This window comes from Luteimonas sp. RIT-PG2_3 (genome assembly GCF_054902115.1).
This window is the reverse complement of record NZ_JBUBPF010000004.1, coordinates 290,339-316,453: the sequence shown is the minus strand read 5'-3', so window position 1 is coordinate 316,453 and position 26,115 is coordinate 290,339. Positions and strand designations below refer to the sequence as shown.

Genomic DNA, 26,115 nt, shown 5'->3' with positions numbered 1-26,115 from the left:
CAGGTTTCCGCAGCATGAGCGCCCATTCCGTCGAAGACATCAAGGCCAGCAGCGCACGCCTGCGTGGCTCGCTGCTGGAAAGCCTGGCCGACCCGGTCACCGGCAGCCTGCGCGAAGACGACCAGACCCTGATCAAGTATCACGGCAGCTACCAGCAGGACCAGCGCGATATCCGCGAGGAGCGTCGCCTGGCCAAGCTCGAGCCGGCCTACAGTTTCATGATCCGCACGCGCACGCCCGGCGGTGTGGTGTCGCCGACGCAATGGCTCAAGCTCGATGCGATCGCGACCACCTGGGCCGAGCGCGGCCTGCGCATCACCACGCGCCAGGCGTTCCAGTACCACGGCATCATCAAGACCGCGCTGAAGCCGACGATGCAGGCGATCAATGCCGCGCTGATCGACACGCTGGCCGCTTGCGGCGACGTCAATCGCAACATCGCGGTGGCCGCCAATCCCCGCTTCTCGCAGCTGCACGCCGTGGTCCAGGCGCAGGCCGAAGCGGTGTCCACGCACCTGCTGCCGAACACCCGCGCCTACTACGAGATCTGGCTCGACGAAGAGCAGGTCGCCGGCAGCGGCCAGGAAGTGGAACCGATCTACGGCGACCGCTACCTGCCGCGCAAGTTCAAGATCGGTTTCGCGATCCCGCCGTGGAACGACGTCGACGTGTTCGCACAGGACCTCGGCTTCGTCGCGATCGTCGAGCAGGACGGCCAAGGCCAAGACGTGCTCGCCGGCTACAACGTGCTGGTCGGCGGCGGCATGGGCGCCACCCATGGCGACCCGGACACCTACCCACGCCTGGGCAACGTCATCGGCTTCATCACCCCAGACCAGGTCATCGCCTTCGCCGAGGCGGTGGTCACCACGCAACGTGACTTCGGTAATCGTGAAGTTCGCAAGCGCGCGCGCCTCAAGTACACCATAGATGATCATGGCGTCGCGTTCTTCAAGGATGAGGTTGAACGGCGCGCGGGTACCTCTCTCTCCCCCGCGCGACCGTTCGTTTTTGATCACAATGGCGACCGCTTCGGCTGGGTCGAAGGCAGCGATGGCCTGCACCACCTGACGCTGCGACTGCCCGCCGGCCGCATCATCGATGGCGTGCTGGACGATCGCGGCGAACCGGTCCAGCACCTCAGCGGACTGCGCGCGATCGCGCAACTGCTGGAGACCCACGCCCCGGATGCGCAGTTCCGGATGACGCCCAACCAGAACCTGGTCGTCGCCGCGGTGCCTGTCGCCCTGCGCGCACAGATCGAGGCGCTGGTCACCGGCCACGGCCTCGACGGCTACGAAGCCGCCAGCCCGCTGCGCCGCAATGCACTGGCCTGCGTCGCCCTGCCCACCTGCGGCCTAGCGATGGCCGAGGCCGAGCGTTACCTGCCCGAATTCGTCACCAAGGTCGAAGCCCTGCTCGCGCAGCACGACCTGTCCGACGCGTCGATCCACCTGCGCCTCAGCGGCTGCCCCAATGGCTGTTCGCGTCCCTACCTGGGCGAGATCGCCCTCGTCGGCAAGGCGCCCGGCCGTTACAACCTGATGCTCGGCGCCGATCACCGCGGCCAGCGCCTGAACACCCTGTACCGCGAAAACATCACCGAAGCCGAGATCCTGTCCGCCCTCGATCCGCTGTTCGCCGATTACGCAGCCTCGCGCCATGCGCACGCGGGCTTCGGCGATTTCCTGGTCAGCACCGGGGTCGTGGCGATCCCTGAAAAGGATCGCCGGATCGAACTCTCCCTCCAGCGCCAATCCGAAGACGTCGCCGCATGAGCCCGCCCGATCCGATCACCGCAGCCGAATCCACCCAGTCGCTGGCCGAGCTCAATACCTGGCTGGCCGGACGCACCGCGCAGCAGCGCGTCGCCTGGGCACTCGAGAACACCGCCGGCACGCATGCGCTGTCGTCGAGCTTCGGCGCGCAGGCCGCCGTCTCGCTGCACCTGGTGACCCAGCAGCGTCCCGACATCCCGGTGATCCTGGTCGATACCGGCTACCTGTTCCCGGAAACCTACCGCTTCATCGACGACCTGGCCGATCGCCTGTCGCTGAACCTCAAGGTCTACCGTCCGCAGATCGGCATCGCGTGGATGGAAGCGCGCATGGGCCGGATCTGGGAAGAAGGCGCCGAAGGCATCACCCGCTACAACCGCCTGCGCAAGGTCGAGCCGATGCAGCGCGCACTGCGCGAACTCGACGTGCGCACCTGGTTCGCCGGGCTGCGTCGCGGCCAGAGCAGCAGCCGCGCCAACATCGACTACCTGCAGCTCAAGGACAACCGCTGGAAGGTCCATCCGATCGCCGACTGGAGCGACCGCGACGTCTGGGATTACCTCCACAAGCACGACCTGCCCTACCACCCCTTGTGGGAAAAAGGCTACGTCTCGATCGGCGACGTCCACACCACCCGTCCGCTGGAAGCCGGCATGAACGAAGAGGACACGCGCTTCTTCGGGCTCAAGCGCGAATGCGGCCTGCACTTCGACGACGAGACCCAGGCCGCCTGACCGAGCGGCCGCCGCTCGCCGACACGCCCACAGCCCCGCCCTCCGGCGGGGCTTTTGTTTGTGGCATGTCACGCATCGCGGTAGCGGTACCGGGCGATGACACGCGCGGAGCATGGCGGCTGACGCGTGCCCGTCGCGGTTGCCACGCGGATCAAGATCAGCCCTACGCTGGACAATGCGCGGTCAAAGATCCGCCCCGCGCAGGGCGGATCTCGATCCGCCGAACGTCCGCCCACCGCTCCCCAAAATCTCCGCCATGCATCGCCGCGCCTTCTTCAGGCAATCCCCGTCCGACTGCTCGCCGCGAATAAATCGCGTGTCAAGTCACGCCATGACTACACCCCATGACGGCATGCTGGTCGCGGCAGGATCACGTGCCGAAGCAGGGCAATGTCCCGAACTGTGACCGGCACGCCGACAGCACAGAGCGTCCGATGACGGTGCCACGAAAACGGTGCTAACGTCCCGGCTACGTACAGCCATCCCGCCGCTGGGCGTGCTGGGGAACGAAAAGCGAACAGTACGGCTTGCGGTCTAACCTGGAATAGACACGCATGACTCTGCACGACGTTGCGATCACCGGCATGGGGGTGATCTCCCCGATTGGCCTCGACATTGCCGAGGCCACCGCGGCCCTGTACTCCGGGGCCTCGGGCATCCAGGCGATGCATGCGCCGCCGATCGCGAAGGCGTTTGCTGCAGGCGTGGTGCCCGCGAGTTTCGAGGAACATTTCCCCAAGCTCGAGCGTCCGTTCCTCGACCGGACCCAGCACATGGCCATCCTCGCCGCGCGCCAGGCGATCGCCCAGGCCGGGCATACCGAGTTCTCAGCGTATGGTCAGCGCGCAGGCCTCTACTATGGCAACGTCAACGGCGGCACCGCGACCGCGCTGACCTGGTTCGAACAACTGCTGGTCCACGGAAAGGGCGTGTCCCGTCCGTTCACGTCGATGGCCATCATGGGCAATGCCGGTGGCGCGCAGATCGCGATCAGGCACAAGGTGCTCGGTCCGGTCATCACCAGCGCGAGCGCATGCGCATCGTCCGGCGTATCGATCGGCGAGGCCGCGCGGGCGATCGCGCATGGCTATCTCGACGTCGCCGTGGCCGGTGGCGCCGAAGGTCCGCTGACCTCGCTGGTCATGGGCACATTCGACGGCACGCGCGCGATGTCGGTGCCGGATCCGGAGGATGTCAGCCGGACCTGCAAGCCGTTCTCGAAGCAAAGATCCGGCCTGGTGCTGGGCGAAGGAGCCGCCTTCATCGTGCTGGAGAACGCCAGCCATGCGCGCGAACGGGGGGTCGAGATCCTCGGATACCTGACCGGATATGGCATTTCATGTGACGCCCATCACATTGGGATGCCTGAATCGCCCGGACAGATTGCCGCCTTGCGCGCGGCGGTTGACGATGCTCACCTGCGACCTGGGGACGTCGCCTACATCAATGCGCACGCGACGGCAACCCAGGGTGGCGACGTGATCGAAGCCGAGTCCATCAGAACAGTCTTCGGCGACGGCACGGACGCGCCTGCAGTGAGCTCGACGAAGTCGGTCCACGGCCACCTGCTCGGTGGCGCCAGCGCCCTCGAGCTCGTGCTGACCCTGATCGCGATGCGCGAAAGTCTTCTTCCCGCCAGCGGGAACCTTGGCTCACCGGACGAGCGCTGCAGCGTCAACCATGTGGGACCCAGGCCCCGCCAGCAACAGATCGACCACGCCCTCAGCTTCTCGTGCGGCTTCGGCGGCACAAACGTTGCACTCGTCGTTTCCAGAATACCCAGACCGCTTCCCCCGACCTAAGGAGTCCTCCGTGAACACCGCCGCCCCCATCCTGTCCCAGACGTCCAACCTCTCGACCACCCCGTACCGCGTGGCGACGCAGCTGCGCCAGCTCGCCGAACGGACGCTGTGGGTCAACTTTGGACCGGAACCGACCACCGGGGTCCACAACTTCACGCCGGATCTGCTCGCCGAGTTCCAGAAGCTGATCGGCGACATGAAGATCCCCGCCGGGGCGGCCGGCCGGGGCGTGGGCCACCCACCGCCGTATGCGGTGATCCAGTCGAGCCATCCGACCTACTTCAGCCAGGGCGGCGACCTGCGCTTCTTCCTGTCGTGCATCCAGCGCCGCGACGCGGAAAAGCTGCGCGAATATTCGATGACCTGCCTCGACGCGATCCATGCCTGGTCGACGTCGTTCAAGTCCGACATGACCACGATCTCGCTGGTACAAGGCCGTGCACTGGGCGGTGGTTTCGAGCTCGCCCTGAGCGCGGACTACATCATCGCCGAGGAGCAGAGCGACTTCGGCTTCCCGGAGATCATGTTCGGGCTGTTCCCCTGCACCGGCGCGATGAGCCTGCTGTGCGAACGCGTCTCGCCGCGCCAGGCCGAGCGCATGATGACCCAGAAGAAGATGTACAAGGCCGGCGAACTGCTGGAGATGGGCATCATCGACGAAGTCTGCAAGCAGGGCTCGGGCGAGCTCGCCGTCGAGCGTTTCATCCAGCAGCACGCCTCGCGCCGCAAGTCGCGGATGAAGATGCGCCAGGCTTCCCATCGCCGTGCCTCGCTCGACTACGCCGAAGGCCGCCAGGTGGTCAACGACTGGGTCGAGGTCGCGATGCAGCTCGGGCCGGACGAGATCCGCGCGATGGAAATGCTGATCATGATGCAGGTCAACGAGCAGCCCGAGACCGCCAGGCCGCTGAAGCAGGTCGCGTAACCCGCGGGCCTCCCGCAAACAGGCATCCGGTCAGCGGTTGACGACCTTCTGTGGCAGGAACGCCTCCTTGGCGCCATCCAGCGCCAGGCAGGTCTGGGCCACCGCGTTGGCGAGTTCGCTCTGCCAACGCGGCGGATCCGCGCATAGCATGTCGTTGGACATCGTCATCAACCGGTCCGACAGCGCCGCCAGGCGGACCGCACCGACGTTCAGCGACACGCCCTTCATCGCATGCGCCTGGCGATGCACCTGGTGCAGGTCGCGGGACGCGATCGACACGTCCATCTGGTCGGACAGCTCACTGAGGTCGGACATCGCATCCGAGATGATCTTGTGCAGGAACTCGGGCGTGTCCTTGATCTCGCGCAGCCCCTCGATGACCGCCATGTCGACGAACTCGACCGGCACGGCACTGAGCTCGACCGCCGAACGCCGCGCCGCCGGCGCTTCCGGCTTGACCGCGACGCCCTCCCCGGGAAACACCTGCTCGAACGCCGCGCGCAGTTTCTCGAACGTCAGCGGCTTGTAGATGACCCCGGTCACGCCGAGGTCCTCCAGCATCTTCGTCGTCATCGCCGTGGTGTCGGCGGTGATGAAGAACGTCGGCGACAGGTTGATCCGGCTGTAGGCGTAGGTCTGGTAGACGGTCGCGCCATCGACGTCGCCCATGTTGTAGTCGAGGAAGATCATGTCGTAGGTGTTCGCGCTCAGTTTCACGATCGCATCGTGTCCCTTGTCGACCGCGGTCACCTGGTGGCCGTCCTTGAGCAGCATCTCCTTCATCAACGCCAGGTTGGTGGCGTTGTCGTCGGCAACCAGCACGCGCTTGCCGGTCACCATCGTTACATCGTGCTTGCGCACGCCCGCCTCGGCCTCGGCCTCGTTGGCGTCGACCGGCAGCAGCAGCTCGAAATGGAACACGCTGCCCAAGCCCAGCGCGCTCTGGACCTTCAGCTCGCCGCCCATCTTCTGCACCAGCTCGCGCGCGATCGAGATGCCAAGACCGGTACCGCCGTACTTGCGGTCGGCGCCATCCTCGACCTGGAAGAACGGCTGGAAGATCTTGTCGTGGTGCTCGGGAGCAATGCCGATGCCGGTGTCCTCGACCGCGAACCAGATCCGGTAGGCATGGTTCTCGACCTGCACCAGCCGCATCCGCAGCACCACCGATCCCGAGTCGGTGAACTTGACCGCGTTGCCGGCCAGGTTGGTCAGCACCGCGACCAGTTGCTGGTGGTAGCCCATGACCGGCAACTTGATGCTTTCGTCGAAGTCGAGCTCGACCATGACGGCCTTCCCGCCGACCAGCGAGCGCATCGACTTCAGGACATGCGTGCCGGTATAGGCCAGGCTGAACGAGCGCGGCGGCTCCCGCTTCGCCGAGGTCCGATCCTCGGCCGTCGACAGGTCCAGCAACTGCTTGATCTCGGAGTCGAGCGTCTTGGCCAGGTTCTGGATGGAACGCGCGCGCGACACCGTCGCGGCATTGGGCGCCTCGACTTCCAGCAGCTGCGCATCGGCGACGATGCCGGTCAGCGGCGTCCGCAGCTCATGGCTGACCTTGGCCAGCAGTTGCGACTTGGCGCGGCTCTCGACCTCGGCGACTTCCTTCGCGGTCTGGATGCGCTTGATCAGGCTCGCCGCGTACAGGGGCACCACGATCAACAGGATCGCGTGCGAGGCCACGAACAACAGGTGCTGTGGCAGGAAGTCGGAGGTCATCACGACCAGGGCGAAACCGGCCAGCGAGGTCAGCTGGCAGATGTGCATCGGCAGCGCGCCGACCCGGAATCCGAAGCCCATGGTCGTGAACAGGTAGAACCCGACCACCAGCGTCGAGGACTCGCCGGCGAAGTACAGCCACATCGACAGCATCAGTGGATCGATCACCGCCGTGATCAGCACCAGCTCCCAGTTCGTCAGCGACGTCGGGTGCGTGGCCAGGTAGCGGGCACCGAAGGCATAGATGCCGTACAGGCACAGCATGCCCAGCACCAGCGCCATGCTGATGCTGGACTGGTACGGACCGAACGTATGGATGCCCACGACCGTGAGCGCCACCGCGACACCGAACTTCAGCCTGAAGTTCGCCTGCGCGACGACGTTCCGATCCAGCTCCTCGTGGTTGCTACGGTCCATTACACTAGGCCTCGCCATCCCCTCTCCTGCCTGCAAGCGACTTCAACGACCAAGCACGCAGGAACCATGCCAAAACCGATGTGAAGGAGTACCCGATGGATAAACAAAGCATCATGCATCGCCTGCAGGAAATGCTCAACGAGCGGGTCGACGTCACGGTCCCGCTGACCGGCGAGACGACCATCCAGCAGCTGGGCATCGACTCCATCATCCTGGTCGACTTCATGCTGGACCTCGAGAGTGAGCTGAATTTCACGTTCAAGTCGATGGATCTGGCGAAAGACGCCAACCTGGACCAGATCGTCGACCTGGTCTACGACAGCCTCGGCCCAGCCGCCTGATCTTCACAGGCAAGTGAGGGCGCGTCACTTCTGGCCGCTCATTGACACTGTTGGCGTCGCCGCGGGCGTCGACAGCTGAACAGGCACACACACCGCCCCACCTCGGCCATCAGGTCATCTACCGGCAAGCACCCGACAGCAGGGCGCGCCCGACGTGACACTCCGGTCATCCCGCAGATGCGAAATCGCCCACCGGCGCGCCATCCGGACGGGCCAGCAGACGCAACGATTCCGTGCGATACACGCACGTACAACCCGTGCGCCGTCTCGCATCGTCTTGAGCCGGGCACACCACGCGAGCTGTTGATCGCGTTGATCGGGCCAGACGCGACCGCCCGACCCTGCACCATCCCGGACACATGCCGATCCGTATCGTTTTCGGCAGCGCATCGTCGGTCACGCATCTCACGTCACGCCTGGATGGGAACCGCAGAATCGCGGATGCCAGAAACGCAAAAGGCCAATCAGCGATTCAATCGCGGACTGGCCTTGCATTCCAATGGTGGCCGGGGAGGGAATCGAACCCCCGACACGGGGATTTTCAATCCCCTGCTCTACCAACTGAGCTACCCGGCCACGACGGGAGGCGGCATGATACGGATCTGGCCGCCGGACGGCAACCTTTTGCAGCATCGGCCAGACGGATGCCGGCCGTCAGGCCATGCGTCGCGCCTCTGTCGCGGGCACGCGCGACGCGACCGACCCGGTCTGCGCAGGCAGACAAGGCCATTCCGGGCGTTGACGGATGCAGCCGGCTCCGCCATGCGCCACGAAGGCAGCCCCATGGATGAAGGTAGTATCCTGCCGGGCGATTGAACCTGGAGCTGATGCGATGAAGTTGAGCCGCTTGGTGGGATGGTCCGCGACGCTATCGTTGCTGGTGTTGGTCGCCGCCTGTTCGAGTTCGGGCCCGGTGCGGCGCATTTCCGAACCCTCGGCCAGCATCCAGCAGTTGACGGTCCAGGCCGACGGCAACTGGTCGGTGGACCTGCGCCTGCAGAATTTCAGCAGCATCCCGATGCGCTTCGAAGGCGTCTCGCTGGACGTCAGCGTCGGCGACGAGGCCGCCGGCAAGCTGGTCGTGCAGCCGGCGTTGGAGATCGGCCCGGAATCGGCGGACGTGGTCACCGTGGCGCTGCAGCCGTCGCCGAACGCGCGCATCGTGCTGGCCGATGCGCTGGCCGGCAACCGCAGCGTCTCCTACCACCTCGAAGGCACGCTCGATGCCGCGCCCAACGACCGCAACAAGAGCCGCAGCTATACGTTCAAGCGCGACAGCGCGCTGAGCCCGGTGCCCGGCCTGGCCGGCGTGCTGCGCTGACGCCGCGCCACCGCAAGACCCGCCCCACCCTGTCGCCACCGCAACACCGCGACGGTCCATTTCTTTCACTATCGGATCACCACGACGCATGAGCACCTACCAGCCGCCCCTCCAGGACATCCGTTTCGCCCTGTTCGACGTGCTGGGTTCGGAAGCGGTGTTCTCCACGCTCGGCTTTGCCGATGCCGGCCGTGACACCGTCGAGGCGGTGCTCGACGAATCCGCGCGCTTCTGCAGCACGGTGCTGGCCCCGCTGAATGCCGTCGGCGACCGCCAGGGCGCGCAGTACGACAAGGCCACCGGCGACGTCACCACCTCGCCCGGCTTCAAGGAGGCCTACCAGCAGTTCGTCGATGGCGGCTGGGGCGGCATCTCCGCGCCCGCCGAGTTCGGCGGCCTTGGCCTGCCGCATGCGCTGGGCATGCCGCTGGAGGAGATGATCAACGCGGCCAACCTGGCCTGGGGCAACTTTCCGCTGCTGTCGCACGGCGCCGCCAACGCGTTGCGCCTGCATGGCGAGGACTGGCAGCGCGAAGTGTTCCTGAAGCCGCTGATCTCCGGTGAATGGACCGGCACGATGTGCCTGACCGAGCCGCATTGCGGCACGGACCTCGGCCTGCTGAAGACCAAGGCCGAGCCTGTGGCCGACGGCGCCTACGCGATCACCGGCACCAAGATCTTCATCACCGCCGGCGAGCACGACCTGACGCCGAACATCATCCACCTGGTGCTGGCGCGGTTGCCGGATGCGCCGGCTGGCAGCAAGGGCATCTCGCTGTTCATCGTGCCCAAGTTCGAGGTCGGTCGCGACGGCGCGATCGGCACGCGCAATGCCGTGCGCTGCGGTGCGCTCGAACACAAGATGGGCATCCATGGCTCGGCGACCTGCGTCATCAACTTCGATGGCGCGCATGGCTACCTGATCGGGCAACCGAACAAGGGCCTCGCGGCAATGTTCACCATGATGAACACCGCGCGCCTCGGCGTCGGCCTGCAAGGCCTGGGGCTGGCCGACCGCGCGTACCAGAACGCGCTGCGCTATGCCCGCGACCGCCTGCAGTCTCGCTCGTTGAGTGGCCCCAAGACGCCGGACAAGCCGGCCGATCCGATCATCGTCCACGCTGACGTCCGCCGGATGCTGCTGACCTGCAAGGCGCTGACCGAAGGCGGCCGCCTGCTGGCGTACCACGCCGGGCAGCAGGTCGACCTCGCCGACCATGCCGGCAGCGAGGAGGAGCGCCGACAGGCCGACGACCTGCTCGGCTTCCTGACCCCGATCGTCAAGGCCTGCCTGACCGAGTGGGGCGTGGAATGCACCTACCACGCGCTGCAATGCTTCGGCGGCCACGGCTACATCGCCGAGCACGGCATGGAGCAGCTGGCGCGCGACGCACGCATCACCACGTTGTACGAGGGCACGACCGGCATCCAGGCGCTGGACCTGATGGGCCGCAAGATCATGCAGTTGCAGGGTGCCGGACTGAAGGTGTTCCTGGGCCAGATCGAAGCCTTCTGTGCCGCCCATGGCGACGACGACGCACTGACCGAGTTCATTGCGCCCCTGCGCGCCAAGGTCGGCGAATGGCAGCAGCTGACGCTGCAGATCGGCAAGCGCGCAAGCGCCAATCCCGAAGAGGTCGGGGCCGCCGCCTACGACTACCTGTTCTATTCGGGCTATGTCGCGCTGGCGTACTGGTGGGCGCGCAGCGTCGCGGCTGCGGACGCATCGTCGTTGTCGGCCGGATTCAAGCAGGCCAAGCGCGAGACCGCGCGTTTCTATTTCGCACGCCTGCTGCCGCGCACGCTGACCCACGCCGCAGCGATCGGTTCCGGCGCCGCGCCGCTGATGGCACTGGACGCGGACCTGTTCGACGCCTGAGCACTGTCCGACGCCTGCGCCAGGGCACTGCCGCGCTTCCCGGGGACCGCCATGCGGCCCCGGGGCACGCTGCGCAATTGTCATCGAATGGGTATATCCTCGGCCCTCGATGGAACCAGACAGAGCGACACTTCGCCTGATCCGAACCGGCGCCTCGACGCACCGGGATCCTGCTGTCGTCCCTGACGCACACGCCGCCCGCTCCCTGCCCGCCCGTCTCGATGCCGTCCGCCTGCTGTCGCTGGACGCGCACGGCCGCGCCTTGAACTGGATCAGCTGGCAGGACGCCAGCTGCCTGTATGTGCGCGGCGCGGTGGCGTGGACCCTGGGCGATCCCTGCCTGCAGGTACATGGCGGCACCCGCCGCGACACCGGCCTGCAGAGCGTCCTCGAGCTGCACCCGATCATCGCCTCGCGCAGTCACGTGCATCCACGCGCGATGGATCCGACCCCGGCGCTGACCAATGCCGCGCTGTTTGCCCGCGACCAGTCGCTATGCCTGTATTGCGGCCGCGACTTCAGCCGCCAGATGCTGACGCGCGACCACGTGGTGCCGTTGTCGCGCGGCGGCCAGGACACCTGGGAGAACGTGGTCTCGGCCTGCTTCCACTGCAACTCGCGCAAGGGCGGACGCACGCCGCAGCAGGCCTCGATGCCGCTGCTCGCGGTCCCGTACCGGCCAAGCTGGATCGAGCACCTGATCCTGAGCAACCGCAACATCCTGGCCGACCAGATGGCGTTCCTGACCTCGCACCTGCCCAAGCATCCGCCGCGCGCACGCCGGACCGCCTGATCACACCCGCATCACCTGCTCCCTTCCTGCGAGGACTTCCCGCAAGCGCCGGCCCCGTGCGTCGCCGCGCACCAGCGGACGCCCCGGCCGCGGCGCGACCTGCCACGCCCAGCGCCCAGTCGCTACACTCGGTCCATGGACGCAACCTGCGGAACTCTGCGATGTCGTTGACCATTGGCTTGACCGGCATGGACCCCGCCACCGAGTCCGCGCTGCGCGCGCTACTGGCCGAGGCCAATGCGCGCCTGGATGGGCAATGGCAACTGCTCCCCGAGGCGGAGGCCGAACACGTGCTGGTCGACATGGACAGCATGTATGGACCGATGAGCTGGCTGCGCCTGCATGCCGCCGGCAAGCAGGTGGTGGGCCTGACCTCGGCGCCGCGCACATTGACGCCCTACCGCTTGGCCCGCCCGTTCGATGTCGACAGCGTCGTCGCAACCCTCAGGGACATCGCGGCCAATGCCGGCGCGCAGCCGGGAGACCACGCGCGCAACGCCGCGCAGGACCCGGGCACGTCCGCGACCGGCACTGCACCCGCAACGCTGCCGGAGGTCTCCGCGGCCGCGACCGCGGGGCCTGCGCTGTCGGCTCTGGCAACTCAGGCGACCCAGATGGCGGATACCGCAGCGATCGCTGACGTAGCGACACCTGCCACTGCTGCCAAGCTCGACACGGCACCAGCCCCGCCGCTCGCAGGCGCAGCGTCGCCTCCGCCTGCCGGGAAGCACCAGCACAGTTCACCGGACACCTCTCCGGCCGCCACCGCCCCCGGCCAACGCAGCCTGCTCGCCTGGCTTTCGCCCGGCGCGCTGGTCGGCCAGCGACGGCTGGCCCGGAGCAGCGGCCCGACCCTGCTGATCGATGCCGATGCCCGCACCTATCACGGCCCGGCCACACTGAAGCCGCTGGCGCAGTATTTCGACGGCACCCTGCCCGCCGATGCGCTGGCGGCCACTGATCCCGACCAGTGGCAGCGCGAGGCCGCCGCCGCGGGCGCCGCGCAGCCGTTGTCCCGGCTGGTCTGGCTGGGCGCGCTGTTGGCCGGCAATGGCACGCTGCTGCCGCCGCTCGAAGCCGATGGTCGCTACCGCCTGCACAAATGGCCGCAGACCGAACGTGAGTTCCCCAAGCACTTCCGGATCGCGACCGCGATGATGAAGGGCCCGGCCAGCGTGGCCGAGATCGCCGAGGCCAGCGGCATCGCCGCCCCCGACGTTGCCGATTTCATCAACGCCAACCTCGCCACCGGCTATGCCGAAGCCGTGCGGGACGCTGCCCCGGTGGCGGCTGAACCGGCCCGCACCGGCGGCTTGCTGGGCCGCCTGCGCAAGCGCTGACGCCTGCGCCGGGGCCTGGCGGTCATCACGCCGCTGCCACCCCGATCCGGCGGCGCAGGATTTACAATGGCCCCATGATTGATTCCACGCGCTATCCGCGCCTGTCGTGCATCAGCGATCCGGGCGACCTGCGTCGGTTCGACGAAGCCGAACTCCCCGAGATCGCCAACGAACTGCGGGCCTACCTGATCGAATCGGTCGGCAAGAGCGGCGGCCACTTCGGCGCCGGCCTCGGCGTGATCGAACTGACCACCGCGCTGCACTGGCTGTACAACACCCCCGACGACCGCATCGTCTGGGACGTAGGCCACCAGACCTACCCCCACAAGATCCTGACCGGTCGCCGCGACAGCATCCACACCGTCAAGCAGAAGGACGGCGTCGCGCCGTTCCCCAAGCGCGAGGAATCCGAGTACGACACCTTCGGCGTCGGCCACTCGTCGACGTCGATCTCGGCCGCGCTGGGCATGGCCATCGCCAACGCCCACGCCGGCAACGACCGCAGGGTCGTGGCCGTGATCGGCGATGGCGCGATGACTGCGGGCATGGCCTACGAGGCCCTGAACCATGCCGGCGGCATGGACGAAGAGCCCAACGTGCTGGTGATCCTCAACGACAACCGCATGTCGATCAGCGAAGCCGTCGGCGGCCTGACCCGGATGCTGGGACAGATGACCGGCAGCCGCACGCTGAACGCCCTGCGCGAGGGCGGCAAGAAGCTGCTCGGCGACAAGCGCAGCAGCGGTCCCGCGCGCTTCGTGCGCCGCTGGGAAGAACACTGGAAGGGCATGTTCGTGCCGTCCACGCTGTTCGAGGAAATGGGCTTCCATTACACCGGCCCGATCGACGGCCACGACATCAAGGCGCTGGTCGCGGCGCTGAAGACGCTCAAGGGCCTGAAAGGCCCGCAGCTGCTGCACGTCATCACCACCAAGGGCAAGGGCTACGAGCTCGCCGAAGGCGACCAGATCGGCTATCACGCGGTCTCGCCGTTCGACCCCACCGTCGGCATCGTCGGCAAGCCGGGCGCCAAAAAGCCGACCTATACCGATGTCTTCGGCGACTGGCTGTGCGACATGGCGGCGGCCGACGACAGCCTGCTCGCGATCACCCCGGCGATGCGCGAAGGCTCGGGTCTGGTCCGCTTCAGCAAGGAATATCCGCAGCGTTACTTCGATGTCGCCATCGCCGAGCAGCATGCGGTGACGCTGGCGGCCGGCATGGCCTGCGAAGGCGCCAAACCCGTAGTCGCGATCTACTCGACCTTCCTGCAGCGTGGTTATGACCAGTTGGTGCATGACGTCGCGATCCAGGACCTGGACGTGCTGTTCGCGATCGATCGCGGCGGCGTGGTCGGGCCCGATGGCGCGACCCATGCCGGCAACCTCGACCTCAGCTTCCTGCGCTGCGTGCCCAACATGGTGGTGATGGCGCCTGCCGACGAGAACGAATGCCGGCGGATGCTGTCCACCGGCTTCCGCCACACCGGTCCCGCCGCCGTCCGCTATCCGCGCGGCAGCGGTCCCGGCGTCGCGATCCAGGCCGACCTGGACACCCTGCCGATCGGCAAGGCCGAGCTGCGACGTCGCGGCGAGCGCCTGGCCCTGCTGGCGTTCGGCGCGGTCGTGCCGGCCGCCGAACAGGTCGCCGCCGAACTCGGCCTGACCGTGGTCAACATGCGCTTCGTGCGGCCGCTGGATCGTGCCTTGCTGCTGGAACTGGCCGCCAGCCACGATGGCTTCGTGACCATCGAGGACAACGTCGTGGCCGGTGGTGCCGGCTCCGGTGTTGCCGAGCTGCTCAATGCCGCAGCGGTGACCCTGCCGATGCTGCACCTCGGCCTGCCGGACGGGTTCCAGCACCACGCCAGCCGCGAAGACCTGCTGGCCGAAGCCGGCATCGACGCGGCCGGCATCCGCGCGGCGGTCCTCAAGCGTTGGCCGGCGATCGCCGGCATTCCGGCAGCGGCACGGCCCAATCCGCTCAGCGCGGCCGGCTGACTCCGCCCATCCGCCCATCCGCCTATCCGCCCAGCGCTACCCGCTGGGCCGATGCGCAATCCAGCGGCCGGGTACGCTGCCGGATCCGCAATCAACGACCCGCGATCTGCCCGACGTGCGCCCCCATCGGCTGGCCGTCTCCGCTGATGCTTCGAAATGGCCTGCGTTCCCGCAGGCCACTGTCACCCGTGTGCCGGGATCGCTTCAGAGATCCAACTGGGCCGAGAACATCAGCGACCGTGCCGGGCCGAGTGATCGGTTGAGCAGCCAGTAGTCCTCGCCGGTCAGGTTGTTGATGTTCATCCGCAGCGTCAGGTTGCGTTCGTTCTTCAACGGCAACACGATCCGGCCGCCGACATCCAGCGTGGTGAACGCGTCGATCGTGGTCAGGTTGAACTGGTCGGCGTACTGGCGACCGGTATGGAACGCGCCACCCGTCAGCGTCAGTCCCGGGATCGCGGCCACGTCATACTCGGCATACAGCTTGATCGATGTCTTGGCGACGTTCTCGGGCGACTTGCCGTCCAGGTCCGGGTCCTTCTTGATCTTCGGGTCCAGCAGGGTGAAGCCTGCGATCAGCGTCAAGGCTTCAGTCGGCTTGCCCGAGCTGGTGAACTCGAAACCACGATGGACCTGGCGCCCGTCCTGCACATAGCGCGGGCTGGTCGGATTGCTGATGTCGTAGTACTCACGGCCACGATCGATCTCGAACAGCGCACCGGTCAGCAGCATGCCTCCCCATTTGTACTTGGCGCCAATCTCGGCCTGCTTGCTGACCAGCGGCGGCATCACGTCGCCGGCATTGACCACCGGATAACCGTTGTGCTCGACGCCTGCCTGGCCACCTTCCTCGAAGCTCTCCATGTAGTTGCCGTAGACGCTGAAACGCTCATCGAAGCTGTACAGCAGGGTTGCCGCGGGCGTGGTCTTGGACGCCTCGTAACCCCACGCGCGGCCGCCGAACTCGTCGTAGCCGGTGATCTTCAACCGGGTATGGGTCAGCCCCAGCATCGCGGTCCAGTTGCCGAATGCGATCTCGTCGCCGACCAGGAAGTTGCTGTTCTGCGAACGCTGGGAAATGTATTTGGGAGCCGCCGCCGACGGCGCCGGTGGCGGCAGCGGTGCGGGGAGATCATGGAAAGGCGCGTCGAAGGACAGTGGGTCCGCGTAGACCACCCAGCCTCCGGTGCGGAAATTGGTCTGCCGGTTGCGATCCACGAACATGCCGGTGGTCAGGCGATGGTCCAGCGCGCCCGTGGTAAACGAGGCATCGATGAACAGATAGCCGTTGTCGTCGGTATTGTCCGGATACTCCCACTGGCTGCCCATGGTGGTGTAGGTGTCAGCGTCCACATAGAAGTTGTTGTTCGCCGCCAGGTCCATTTCACTGGTGCGATGCTTCAGCGCCGCGCGCAGGAAGATCGAAGGGCTGATCGACCAGTCCACGCGCGCACCGATGTTCTGCTGCTTGCTCTTGGTGAAGGTGTAGGCCTGGCCGTAATACTTTTCCACGTCCGGCGCATCCGGGAACGGCATGCCGGCCGGGATGGTCCAGTAGGGCTCGCTGCCGCGCATCTCGTAATCGGCATGCGAGGCATTGAACTGCCACAGCGCACTGCCGACGGTCCAGTCGAGCGCGACACTGGCCAATGCCCGCTTGATCGAGCGGTAGTCAACGGCGGTGTCGCCGTCCTGGGCCAGGGCGTTGAAGCGATAGCGGACCTTGCCTTCGCTGTCGATCGGACCGCCCAGGTCCGCCTGTAGCGAGAAGTTCTCGCCACTGTTGTTGTTGAGGATGAAACGGGCCAGCGGCTCGCGCGTCGGGCGCTTGAGCACGTAGTTGACCGTGCCACCGACATTGCCGGCGCCATACAGGAAGCCCGACAGACCGGTCATGACCTCGATGCGCTCCTTGTCCTCGATGTCGATGCCGGTGAAGCTGGTGTTGGACAGGCCATCGACCTTGTTGACCTGGTTGATCGGAAAGCCACGCAGGATCGCGCCGGAATAGAAGCGCGACTGCGGATTGCTGAGCTGCACCACCGGATTGATCCGGAACAGGTCGTCGGCCGAAGACGCAATGCGGTTCTGCACCAGTTCGGCAGGAATGATGTTCATCGAGAACGGTGTTTCCATCACCGAGCGGCTGCCGAGCGGACCCAGCTGGGACACGATCTCGCTGCGGTAGCCTTGCGACGCGAGGCCGTCACGGTCGGCCGTGACCAGCACCTTGTCGAGCGTATCGACATCGCTGTTGGCGGTCGCGCTGACGCGGCCGGGCCGGGCGCGGATCAGGATCAGGCCGTCGGCGGTGACCTCATAGCTCAGTCCGGTACCGTCGAGCAGGGTCTGCAGCGCGGATTCGATGGTGTACCGGCCGCTCAGCGACGGAGAGCTCCAGCCTTCAACCAGGCTCTGGGAGTACAGCAGCTTGTAACCCGAGGTCAGGGCGAGCGATTGCAGGGCATCGTCCAGCTTCTGCACCGGCAGGTCGAAGTCGTGGACGGCCGTCCTTGACGGCGTATTCGCCTGCGCCTGGGCGAAGGCCAGCCCCTGTACGCCGCCGGCGAATGCCACGGCGATGAAAAGCGCGAGCAAGCTTGGCTGGGGGCGACGCGCTGTCGGCCGCTGTGTCGGGTGTTGCATCGGTGTCTCCATCGTGGGCGGAATGAGTCGAACACCACTCAATACGCAGCCGAAGGAAAAATGTGCACCCGCAGGCGAACAACCGCCCGGCGGCGCCAGGCCAGCGACGTCGGTCCAGCGACGTCAGGCGAGCCACATCCGGCTTGCCACATCCACATCCGGCTAGCGAAGACGCAGCTGGAGCGTGTTGCCGTCGCCACGCTCCACCGCGACCGGCAGGTAGCGTTCGATGGCGCCGACGAAGGCTTCGGCATCCCCGGCCTCGAACACACCACTGATCCGATGCCCGGCCAATGCGCTGTCGGTGATTTCGATGCGCGTACCGGAATAGCGGTTGAGCCGCTGTACCGCATCGCCCAGCGTCTCCGAGCGCAGCACGATCCTGCCCTCCAGCCATGCGGTGCTGGCCTCCAGGTCGGCCTTGGCGACCACGGGTCGCGCGCCCTCGCGTTCGACCTTCAAACCCTGGCCCGCGACCAGTTCGATCGGCGCCTGCTCATTCACCGCCTCCACAGCGTCCTCCGCGCGCGCAGGCGCCTGCAGCATGCGCGCAGGCGCGACCGGACCGGACAACACCGCGACCCGGCCCTCCATCATCGCCACGCGCACCTGGCTGCCGACATGTTCGACCGTGAACACGGTGCCCAGTGCGACGATGCTCTGGGATCCGGCCAGCACGCTGAAGGGCCGTCCCGGATCCTTGGCGACGAAGAACTGCGCCTGTCCCTGCTCCAGCCGGACGACCCTGGCCTCGTCGCTGTAATCGACCCGCAGCACGGTGGCCGCATCCAGCACGATCCGCGAACGGTCGTCCAACTCCACCACGCGACGCTCGCCGATGCCGGTGCGGTACTCGCCCGGGCGATAGCCATACGGCGACAGCTGCCAGGCCATGACCGCCATCAGCAACGACGCCGCCATGCCGGCCATCAACCATCGCCGGCGCGGACGCGTCGACGTGGGTGGTCGATGGATCTCGGGCTTGTGCAACTGCTGGATCGCCTGCGCACGGTGCAACTCGAACTCAGGGGCCTGGGCATGCCGATCCAGCGCGCGTGAGGTTTCCTCGATGCGACGGAACGCCGCCGCGTAGGCGGCATCGCCGGCCAGACGTTGCTCCAGCACCCGCTGGTCCTGCGCGCTCCATTCGCCATAGGTGCGCTGCACGTAGGCTTCCGCCGCCTCGTCATCGATGCCTTGCGCCGCATCGGGCTGGGACCATTTGTTCATGACCGGGCCTCCTGCAGGTGACGCAGCCGCGACAGGTGCGCCAACCCCTTGGCCAAGTGCTTGTTGACCGCGCTGACGGAGATGTCCAGCGCATCGGCGACCTGGGCGATGCGCATGTTTTCCAGCTTGACCAGGACCAGCACCGTGCTGGTGCGCGGACTGAGCTGCGCCAGCGCGTCGACCAGCAGGGTCAGTTCCTGGTGCCGTCCGAGCAGCTCTTCAGGCGTTCCCGCGGCCGGCAGCTGATGCTCGCCCGCATCTTCCCAGCGTGCCAGCGGCGCATGGCTCTTCTGGCGACGGCAATGATCGTTCCAGCGGTTGACCGCCGCCCGGAAGACATAACCCTTGGCCTGTTCGGTCGAGACCCAGGCGGCATGCACCAGCACGCGCAGCAGCACGTCCTGCGCCAGGTCGTCGGCCTCGGCGGCATTGCGGGTCTTGCGCTTGAAATACCGGACCAGCGCCGGACGCATCTGCGCGACGAAGCTCGGTCCGTCGAGGGACACGTCATCGACCAGCAGCGACGGCTCGCCATCATGGGTACTGCCGCCAAAGGAAGACTCGATCATGCGGTCTCACGGCTATCGTTCGGACCGCTTGATTCTGCCCCAACCAAGCCGGCCGCCAAGCCCGGCAAAGAAGGCGATCGGGCCCATTGCGCTGCCAATCGGGCCAGACCCTTGATGAACACGGTCATCCGAGCAGGCGCGACCGCCGCTCGGCACGCATCTGCGCGTTCAGGCACCGCTACTCGGGCTCTTCGATCGTGTATCCCTTCGCACGCAAGCGCGCCAGATAGCGCTCGGCCAGTTCCATCGGCAACGTGGCGAAACTGGTCTGGTGCGAGGCCAGCGCCTTATCGGCCGCCGCGACCCATGCCTGGGCCAGGCGCACATCGATGTCGTCGATGCCGAGCTTGCGGGCGAGACCGGTCGCCGTGACTGCGCGCATGCAGACGGCATACTGGCTTTCATAGGGCAGCGCGCGCAGCGCCTCGATGTCGCCGACGGCCCAGGCGTTGGCGCGCGCACGCATCGCGTCCAGGTCGATCTCGATCCGTGACAGCGTCTTGTCGAAACAGTCCGTATCGGCCAGCGCGCTGTCGTTGAATTCACGGATCACCGCACGCGGTTCCTCGACCGGCAACTCGATCTCGACCGGCGTGATCGGCACCTTGCTGCGCTTGGCGACGCGCTCGACCACCGGCTGCACCACGCCCGACACCGCCAGCCCGGACGCTTTCATCGCCGCCCTGTACAAGGCCTCGGCGGCGAAGATCGGCCGCCACGCCTCTACACTGCGGTCGCGACCGAGATAGCGCGCCTTCAGCGGCAACCAGCGCGCGTACAGCGCGGCCGGCACGACCTCCTGCAGGCTGCGTCCATCGGGGTTCTTGCGCATTTTCAGCAGCGACGGCAACAGCAGCATGCCGCGCATCACGCCGATGTTGGAACCCAGCGAGACCGACGGCGGGGCGATCACCTCCTGCGAGCGCGCGACTACCGACTCCACCTGTGGCGAGATCCACTCCATCCGCCGGGGCATCGGCGAGACGGTACCGAGCAGATACAGGGTGTTGTCGCCGTTGCGGATCTTCCACAGGCCGGGGCCGGCATGCACGCCCGAAACCACCATGGGCGCGAGATCGACGACATCATCGTCGTCGGCAGCGGCGGACTGCGCCGCGACCGGTGACGGCTGTTGCGCGATATCGGCAAGGCCACCGGCCATCGCCGGCGAGGCCAGCAGCAGGATCAGCGCCGCCAGCAAGCCGGCATGCAGACGTGGCGCGACGGACAACGGCAAGCGCGACCCTGTGACACGCGAACGGAACGACGGCATGGCGACTTCCCTGGCAGTGATGGCGACGCCGAATCGGCGCGCCCGACGGCAATGCGATGCGACGCAGGCAGGCCTGCGACCGCAGACAGCATCCCTGCGGCGCTATACGTCGGCAACGGGCAAACGTCACGTGGAACGGCATCCATTCATGCTCGCTGCACCCGCCTGCGGCAGTGGCCTGATGGCGTCAGCCCAAGCCCTCGGCCTGCGCTGGGGCCAGCACGTCAGGCCAGCATGGCGGCGTCTGGCTTGCTTTGGAGTGCGCGCGTCACCGCGCCGGCGGCAGCAGGGTGAAGCGGACGGACTCACCGGTCGTCGACGAGCTGCAGGCCCAGAGATCGAATTCGCCCGGCTCGGCACGCAGCTGCATGTCGTTGCCGGTGAACGCCAGCTGGTGGCGGTCGATGCTGAAGTCGACGTCGAGGGTCTGCCCCGGCTGCAGCAGCAGCTTGCGGAACGCCTTCAACTCGCGCACCGGCCGCACGCGGCTGGCGACACGGTCGTGCACGTACAGCTGCACCACGTCCTCACCGGCGACATCGCCGGTATTGGTCACCGCAACGCGGACCTTCAGGCTGCCGTCCCACGCCAGCGTCGACGCATCCAGCGTGGGCGTGGCGTATGCGAAGCGCGTGTACGACAGGCCATGCCCGAACGGGTACAGCGCCTCGTTCGGGAACTCGCGCCAGCGCGCCTTGAACTCGCACATGTCCGGCGTTTCGGGACGGCCGGTGCGCGGGTAGTTGTAGAACAGCGGCTGTTGGCCCGAGTCGTGCGGGAAGCTGACCGGCAACCGGCCCGACGGGTTGTAGTCGCCGAACAGCACGTCGGCGACGGCGGGCCCGGTCTGGCTGCCGAGGAACCAGCAGGCGACGATGGCACCGGCGTCGCGCACCGCGCCCTGCAGGGCCAAGGCGCGACCATGCCGCAGCAGCACGACCATGGGCGTGCCGGTGGCCGCGACGGCCTCGGCCAGCGCCTGCTGCGCGGCCGGCACCACGATCTGCACGCGCGACTGCGCCTCGCCGCTGTAGCGCTGCGGTTCGCCGATCGCAAGCACCACCACGTCAGCCTGCCGTGCCGCCGCAACCGCCGCATCGATGCCGCCTTCGATCGCATCCTCGAAGTCGCAGCCGTCGACCACCTGCAAGCGGTCCGGATCGTCGAGCGCGGCGGACAGGCCTGCGTCGAGCGGGACATAGCGCGACTTGTCGCCAAACAGCGTCCAGCAGCCTTCGAGGTTGTCGCGGTCGCGCGCGAACGGGCCGATCAATGCAATCGCCTGCCCGGACTTGCGCAACGGCAGCAGGGCGTCGTCATTCTTCAGCAGCACCATCGAGCGCCGCGCGGCATCGCGCGCCAGCTGCTCGTGCGCAGCCAGGTGCGAGGTATCGGCCTCGCGCGCGGGATCAAGCGAACGATAGGGATGCGCGAAAAGACCGATGCGTTCCTTGACGGTCAGCACGCGGCGCACGCCTTCGTCGAGCGTCGGCAGGTCGATGTCGCCAGCGGCGACCAGGTCCGGCAGGTGCGCGGCATAGAAACCGCTCTGCATGCTGACGTCCAGCCCCGCACTGAAGGCCAGCCGGGTCGCATCGCGATCGTCGGCGGCAAAGCCGTGCGCGACCAGCTCCATGTCGGCGGTGTAGTCGCTGACCACCAGGCCGGGAAACTTCCACTGACCGCGCAGCAGGTCGGTCATCAGCCAGCGGTTGGCGCTGGCGGGCACGCCATTGATGTCGTTGAACGCGCTCATGACGGTGATCGCGCCGGCATCGAACGCGGCCTTGAACGGCGGCAGGTGGACGTCGTGCAGGGTCTGCAGCGAGATGTCGACGGTGTTGTATTCCATGCCGGCGGCAACCGCGCCGTACGCGGCGAAATGCTTGGGCGCGGCCAGCAGCGCGTCATCGGCGGCCAGGTCTGCGCCCTGGAAGCCGCGCACACGCGCGGCGGCGAACAGGCAGCCCAGCACGACATCCTCGCCGGCGCCTTCGGCACCGCGACCCCAGCGCTGGTCGCGGGCGATGTCGACGGCCGGTGCGAAGGTCCAGTGTAGGCCGGCGGCGGTCGCCTCGATCGCGGTCGCGCGCGCGGTGCGCTCGGCCAGGTCGGGCTCGAAGCTCGCCGCCTCGCCGAGCGGGATCGGGAACACCGTGCGCATGCCGTGGATCACATCCGCCGCCAGCAGCAGCGGAATGCCGAGCCGGCTCTCCTCTACCGCGACACGCTGGATCTCGCGACCTTCGCGGGCGCCGACGCCATTGAACAGCGTGCCGACCCGTCCAGCGCGGACCAGCTCGACAATCTCCTGGGCGCCCTTGGCATTGACCTCGGGATTGATATCGGGCGCGAAGGGGCGCGCGGCATCGGCGAAACAGCCCAGCTGCCCTACCTTTTCCTCGACCGTCATCCTTGCGATGAGGTCCTCGATCTTTGCTGAGCCCGCCATTCCTGCCGCCATGTAACCGTTTTCAACTAGTCTAGCCGAAGTTGTCCGGATGCAGGTGCATGCCCGGGACAGCCTGCCGGCAAGGCCTGGCCAGCGCAGGTGCAAGCCGGGGATCAGGGCATGCGGCGGGGCCGGATCGGCCGGCGGCCCGCCTACCGGCTAGCCGCCCGGCCGCTGTCAGAGCGAGATCGGCTGGCTGAGGTCGCGCCAGGTCGGCGGCGTCGGCCACGACGGTTCCATGTTGCCTTCGATGACGCGGCGCAGGTCGCGGCGGTCGATCTGCGGCGCGACGCCATGCAGCAGCGCCAGCGCGTACTCGCGCAGCACCCGCCCGCGCGGGATCACCGCCCAGGTGATGCACTCGGGCAGCGCCGACGGCGCCTCGCGCACGGTCAGGTCGGAGTCTTCCATGTTGCCGACCGCCATCTCCGCCAGCAGGCCGGCCCCCAGGCCGGCGCGCACATAGGTCTTGATGAGGTTCGCGTCGCGCGCCGTCATCGCGATCTGCGGCTCGACGCCGGCATTGCTGAAGGTACGGCGCAGCGAGGAATCGGCCCGGGTCGAGGATTCGTAGCTGATCAACGGATGCTGGGCCAGTTCGGCCAGCGTCGGCGCATGCGGCGACTTCGCCAGCGGATGCGCATTGGGCAGCAGCAGCACGCGCCGCCAGCGGTACAGCGGCACTGCCAGCCCGCCCTGCGGCACGCCGCCGGCGGTGCTGATCAGGGCCAGGTCGGCGGTGCCCTGGACCAGGGTCTGCAGGACTTCGGCGTCGCCCGCGGCCTGCAGGTCGACGTTGACCTGCGGAAACTCGCGCTTCATCGCCGCGATGATCGGCGGCAGCACGTAGCGGGCCTGGGTGTGCGTGGTGGCCAGCATCAGTCGGCCGGCATGCTCGCCGCGCTCGTTGGCGGCGTAGCTGCGGATGTTGGAGGCCTCGTCGAGGATGCGGCGCGCATGCTCGATGACGCGCTCGCCTGCCGGCGCGATGCCTTCCAGGCTGCGGCCCTTGCGGACGAACAACTGGAAGCCGAGCTCGTCCTCGAGCTGCTTGAGCTGCTTGGACAGCCCGGGCTGGGTCGCATGCACGCGCTCGGCGGCCAGCGTGATGTTGAGCCCGGAATCGGCGATCGCGACAAGATAGCGGAGCTGGGTGAGGGTCATCGCGGGTCCGGATCCGCGTCCCGGAAGGGTGCGCGAATATATCTTTCAATCATGATGAAAGGATTGAAGAGCATATCGGCCTGTCCCGGGGGTGTCCAGCCGGTGCGGCCCGGCCTTACATATCCATATTGCATAAGCGAAGGACCGGAAGCCATTTCCGCGCGGGCGGCGCCATGGATAGCGTCGTCGCACCTTACCGTCGCCACCACGATGTCCGCCCAGGCCGCCCCCGCCCCGCTGTTCCCGCTGTTCGCAGACCTGCGAGGCCGCCGCGTCCTCGTTGTCGGCGGCGGCCAGGTGGCCCGGCGCAAGGTCGAGGCGCTGCTCGAAGCCGGCGCCGACGTCGTCGTCGGGGCGCCGGAACTCGACGACGTCCTGTCGGGTTGGGCGCAGGCGTCGCGCCTGACCCACGTGGCCGGCACCTTCGACGCCCGCTGGCTGGACGAGGCCTGGCTGGCGATCGCTGCGACCGACGACGCCGACGTCAACCGCGCCGTGGCCGAAGCCGGCGAAGCGCGCCGGATCTGGGTCAACGTCGTCGACGATGCCACCCTGGCCCGCGTGCAGATCCCGGCCCGCATCGAGCGGGGCCCGCTGCAGATCGCGATCTCCAGCGCAGGCGCCGCGCCGATGCTGGCGCGCTGGGTCCGCGAGCAACTGGAAACCCAGTTCGACGAATCCCTGGGCACGCTGGCCGAGCTGCTGGCCCGCCACCGCGACCGCATCCGCAAGCGCTGGCCCGATCTGGGCACACGCCGGCAGGCGTTTTCGCGCCTGCTGGCGGGACCGATCATGGGTCTGCTGCGCCAGCACGACCAGGACGCCGCCGAAGCCGTGCTGGAGCGGGCACTGGGCGAGGATGCCCTGCGCCCCGTGCAGGCAGGTGACGGCGCGGCGAACCAGGCAAACGACACGGCAACGGGCACGCCGGGCTTCGTCTCGCTGGTCGGCGCCGGCCCCGGCGATGCCGGGCTGCTGACGCTGCGCGGCCTGCGTGTCCTCAACGAGGCCGACGTGATCCTGCACGACCGCCTGGTCAGCCACGAGGTGCTGCAACTGGCCCGCCGCGACGCCGAGCGAATCGAAGTGGGCAAGCAGGCCGGCAACCATCACGCCACCCAGGACCAGATCCATGCGCTGATGCTGGCGCATGCGCTGGCCGGACGCCGCGTCGTGCGCCTGAAGGGTGGCGACCCGTTCGTGTTCGGCCGTGGTGGCGAAGAGCTGGAAATCCTGCGCGCGCACGGCATCGCCTATGAAGTGGTGCCCGGCATCACCGCCGCGGTCGCCTGCGCCGCCTATGCCGGCATCCCGCTGACCCACCGCGACCATGCCCAGTCGGTCCGGCTGGTCACCGCGCACTGCAAGACCTCGCTGGACACGCTCGATTGGCCCGCGTTGGCGCAGGAGCGCCAGACCGTCGCGGTGTACATGGGCGTGGCGATGCTGGAGACCGTGCAGCAGCAATTGATCGCACACGGCCGCTCGCCATCGACCCCGTTCGCATTGATCGAAAACGGCTCGCGCCCGCAGCAGCGCGTGGTCACCGGCCCGCTGTCGGAACTGTCACGGCGAGCGAACGCGCACGCGGTACAGTCGCCGTCGCTACTGGTCATCGGCGAAGTCGCCGCACTGGCCGACAGCCTGCACTGGTTCGGTGCAGCGCCGCTGACGGCCGTGGCCACCGCCTCGATGGCGCAGGCCGCCTGACCGCCCGGCCCGTCGCTGC

Annotated in this window: 18 protein-coding genes and 1 tRNA gene; 11 read left to right on the top strand and 8 right to left on the bottom strand. The window is 67.4% G+C overall.

Features of this window, described 5'->3' with window-relative positions:
• The first annotated feature begins 14 nt into the window (after nucleotides 1–14).
• From cysI to ACYX7E_RS08355, 4 genes are all read left to right on the top strand, one after another.
• Nucleotides 15–1,778 (top strand): assimilatory sulfite reductase (NADPH) hemoprotein subunit, encoded by a 1,764-nt coding sequence (cysI, locus tag ACYX7E_RS08370; RefSeq protein WP_462080112.1) that lies wholly within the window; start codon nucleotides 15–17, stop codon nucleotides 1,776–1,778.
• On the top strand, nucleotides 1,775–2,512 hold the full coding sequence (locus tag ACYX7E_RS08365; protein ID WP_462080111.1) for a phosphoadenylyl-sulfate reductase: 738 nt from the start codon (nucleotides 1,775–1,777) through the stop codon (nucleotides 2,510–2,512). The genes cysI and ACYX7E_RS08365 overlap by 4 nt, the downstream gene beginning before the upstream one ends.
• Before the next feature lie 554 nt (nucleotides 2,513–3,066).
• Nucleotides 3,067–4,314, top strand: a complete 1,248-nt coding sequence (locus ACYX7E_RS08360) for a beta-ketoacyl-[acyl-carrier-protein] synthase family protein (RefSeq protein WP_462080110.1) — start codon at nucleotides 3,067–3,069, stop codon at nucleotides 4,312–4,314.
• Nucleotides 4,315–4,324: 10 nt separating this feature from the next.
• The gene (locus tag ACYX7E_RS08355) at nucleotides 4,325–5,239 is read left to right on the top strand and encodes a crotonase/enoyl-CoA hydratase family protein (protein ID WP_462080109.1); all 915 of its coding nucleotides are present in this window, start codon (nucleotides 4,325–4,327) and stop codon (nucleotides 5,237–5,239) included.
• 30 nt (nucleotides 5,240–5,269) lie between these two features.
• On the opposite strand, the gene ACYX7E_RS08350 is transcribed toward ACYX7E_RS08355, so the two are convergent.
• Nucleotides 5,270–7,378, bottom strand: a complete 2,109-nt coding sequence (locus ACYX7E_RS08350) for an ATP-binding protein (protein WP_462080108.1) — start codon at nucleotides 7,376–7,378, stop codon at nucleotides 5,270–5,272.
• Between the two features lie 95 nt (nucleotides 7,379–7,473).
• Between ACYX7E_RS08350 and ACYX7E_RS08345 the strand changes: the two genes are divergently transcribed.
• The gene (locus ACYX7E_RS08345) at nucleotides 7,474–7,719 is read left to right on the top strand and encodes an acyl carrier protein (protein ID WP_462080107.1); all 246 of its coding nucleotides are present in this window, start codon (nucleotides 7,474–7,476) and stop codon (nucleotides 7,717–7,719) included.
• Nucleotides 7,720–8,219: 500 nt separating this feature from the next.
• On the opposite strand, the gene ACYX7E_RS08340 is transcribed toward ACYX7E_RS08345, so the two are convergent.
• Nucleotides 8,220–8,295 (bottom strand) — tRNA-Phe (locus ACYX7E_RS08340).
• Between the two features lie 256 nt (nucleotides 8,296–8,551).
• On the opposite strand from ACYX7E_RS08340, the gene ACYX7E_RS08335 reads away from it, so the two are divergent.
• The 5 genes from ACYX7E_RS08335 to dxs all read left to right on the top strand — a co-directional run bounded on the left by ACYX7E_RS08335 (nucleotide 8,552) and on the right by dxs (nucleotide 15,052).
• On the top strand, nucleotides 8,552–9,040 hold the full coding sequence (locus ACYX7E_RS08335) for an LEA/WHy family protein (RefSeq protein WP_462080106.1): 489 nt from the start codon (nucleotides 8,552–8,554) through the stop codon (nucleotides 9,038–9,040).
• Nucleotides 9,041–9,128: 88 nt separating this feature from the next.
• Complete coding sequence (locus ACYX7E_RS08330; RefSeq protein ID WP_462080105.1) at nucleotides 9,129–10,919, top strand: acyl-CoA dehydrogenase C-terminal domain-containing protein; 1,791 nt, start codon at nucleotides 9,129–9,131, stop codon at nucleotides 10,917–10,919.
• A 109-nt stretch (nucleotides 10,920–11,028) separates the two neighbouring features.
• On the top strand, nucleotides 11,029–11,712 hold the full coding sequence (locus ACYX7E_RS08325; RefSeq protein WP_462080104.1) for an HNH endonuclease: 684 nt from the start codon (nucleotides 11,029–11,031) through the stop codon (nucleotides 11,710–11,712).
• 161 nt (nucleotides 11,713–11,873) lie between these two features.
• Nucleotides 11,874–13,052 (top strand): hypothetical protein, encoded by a 1,179-nt coding sequence (locus tag ACYX7E_RS08320; protein WP_462080103.1) that lies wholly within the window; start codon nucleotides 11,874–11,876, stop codon nucleotides 13,050–13,052.
• A gap of 74 nt (nucleotides 13,053–13,126) precedes the next feature.
• Nucleotides 13,127–15,052, top strand: coding sequence for a 1-deoxy-D-xylulose-5-phosphate synthase (dxs, locus tag ACYX7E_RS08315; protein WP_462080102.1), 1,926 nt, complete (start codon nucleotides 13,127–13,129; stop codon nucleotides 15,050–15,052).
• A gap of 204 nt (nucleotides 15,053–15,256) precedes the next feature.
• On the opposite strand, the gene ACYX7E_RS08310 is transcribed toward dxs, so the two are convergent.
• The 6 genes from ACYX7E_RS08310 to ACYX7E_RS08285 form a co-directional block, all read right to left on the bottom strand.
• On the bottom strand, nucleotides 15,257–17,650 hold the full coding sequence (locus tag ACYX7E_RS08310) for a TonB-dependent siderophore receptor (protein WP_462080101.1): 2,394 nt from the start codon (nucleotides 17,648–17,650) through the stop codon (nucleotides 15,257–15,259).
• 210 nt (nucleotides 17,651–17,860) lie between these two features.
• Nucleotides 17,861–18,928 carry a FecR family protein gene (locus tag ACYX7E_RS08305; RefSeq protein WP_462080100.1) on the bottom strand — a complete coding sequence of 356 codons (1,068 nt, stop codon included), beginning with the start codon at nucleotides 18,926–18,928 and terminating at the stop codon, nucleotides 17,861–17,863.
• Nucleotides 18,925–19,497 carry an RNA polymerase sigma factor gene (locus tag ACYX7E_RS08300; RefSeq protein ID WP_462080099.1) on the bottom strand — a complete coding sequence of 191 codons (573 nt, stop codon included), beginning with the start codon at nucleotides 19,495–19,497 and terminating at the stop codon, nucleotides 18,925–18,927. The genes ACYX7E_RS08305 and ACYX7E_RS08300 overlap by 4 nt, the downstream gene beginning before the upstream one ends.
• 178 nt (nucleotides 19,498–19,675) lie before the next feature.
• Nucleotides 19,676–20,770 carry a TraB/GumN family protein gene (locus tag ACYX7E_RS08295; protein WP_462080098.1) on the bottom strand — a complete coding sequence of 365 codons (1,095 nt, stop codon included), beginning with the start codon at nucleotides 20,768–20,770 and terminating at the stop codon, nucleotides 19,676–19,678.
• Between the two features lie 268 nt (nucleotides 20,771–21,038).
• Nucleotides 21,039–23,222, bottom strand: a complete 2,184-nt coding sequence (locus ACYX7E_RS08290; RefSeq protein WP_462080097.1) for a glycoside hydrolase family 3 N-terminal domain-containing protein — start codon at nucleotides 23,220–23,222, stop codon at nucleotides 21,039–21,041.
• A gap of 177 nt (nucleotides 23,223–23,399) precedes the next feature.
• Nucleotides 23,400–24,386, bottom strand: coding sequence for a LysR family transcriptional regulator (locus tag ACYX7E_RS08285; RefSeq protein WP_462080096.1), 987 nt, complete (start codon nucleotides 24,384–24,386; stop codon nucleotides 23,400–23,402).
• 210 nt (nucleotides 24,387–24,596) lie between these two features.
• On the opposite strand from ACYX7E_RS08285, the gene cysG reads away from it, so the two are divergent.
• Nucleotides 24,597–26,096 (top strand): siroheme synthase CysG, encoded by a 1,500-nt coding sequence (gene cysG / locus ACYX7E_RS08280; RefSeq protein WP_462080095.1) that lies wholly within the window; start codon nucleotides 24,597–24,599, stop codon nucleotides 26,094–26,096.
• The last annotated feature ends 19 nt before the right edge of the window (nucleotides 26,097–26,115 follow it).

Coding starts and splice junctions, on each gene's coding strand:
- cysI (WP_462080112.1), top strand. CDS start 15: ATGAGCGCCCATTCCGTCGAAGACATCAAGGCCAGCAGCGCACGCCTG.
- ACYX7E_RS08365 (WP_462080111.1), top strand. CDS start 1,775: ATGAGCCCGCCCGATCCGATCACCGCAGCCGAATCCACCCAGTCGCTG.
- ACYX7E_RS08360 (WP_462080110.1), top strand. CDS start 3,067: ATGACTCTGCACGACGTTGCGATCACCGGCATGGGGGTGATCTCCCCG.
- ACYX7E_RS08350 (WP_462080108.1), bottom strand. CDS start 7,378: ATGGACCGTAGCAACCACGAGGAGCTGGATCGGAACGTCGTCGCGCAG.
- ACYX7E_RS08345 (WP_462080107.1), top strand. CDS start 7,474: ATGGATAAACAAAGCATCATGCATCGCCTGCAGGAAATGCTCAACGAG.
- ACYX7E_RS08335 (WP_462080106.1), top strand. CDS start 8,552: ATGAAGTTGAGCCGCTTGGTGGGATGGTCCGCGACGCTATCGTTGCTG.
- ACYX7E_RS08330 (WP_462080105.1), top strand. CDS start 9,129: ATGAGCACCTACCAGCCGCCCCTCCAGGACATCCGTTTCGCCCTGTTC.
- ACYX7E_RS08325 (WP_462080104.1), top strand. CDS start 11,029: ATGGAACCAGACAGAGCGACACTTCGCCTGATCCGAACCGGCGCCTCG.
- ACYX7E_RS08320 (WP_462080103.1), top strand. CDS start 11,874: ATGTCGTTGACCATTGGCTTGACCGGCATGGACCCCGCCACCGAGTCC.
- dxs (WP_462080102.1), top strand. CDS start 13,127: ATGATTGATTCCACGCGCTATCCGCGCCTGTCGTGCATCAGCGATCCG.
- ACYX7E_RS08305 (WP_462080100.1), bottom strand. CDS start 18,928: ATGAACAAATGGTCCCAGCCCGATGCGGCGCAAGGCATCGATGACGAG.
- ACYX7E_RS08300 (WP_462080099.1), bottom strand. CDS start 19,497: ATGATCGAGTCTTCCTTTGGCGGCAGTACCCATGATGGCGAGCCGTCG.
- ACYX7E_RS08295 (WP_462080098.1), bottom strand. CDS start 20,770: ATGCCGTCGTTCCGTTCGCGTGTCACAGGGTCGCGCTTGCCGTTGTCC.
- ACYX7E_RS08290 (WP_462080097.1), bottom strand. CDS start 23,222: ATGGCGGGCTCAGCAAAGATCGAGGACCTCATCGCAAGGATGACGGTC.
- ACYX7E_RS08285 (WP_462080096.1), bottom strand. CDS start 24,386: ATGACCCTCACCCAGCTCCGCTATCTTGTCGCGATCGCCGATTCCGGG.
- cysG (WP_462080095.1), top strand. CDS start 24,597: ATGTCCGCCCAGGCCGCCCCCGCCCCGCTGTTCCCGCTGTTCGCAGAC.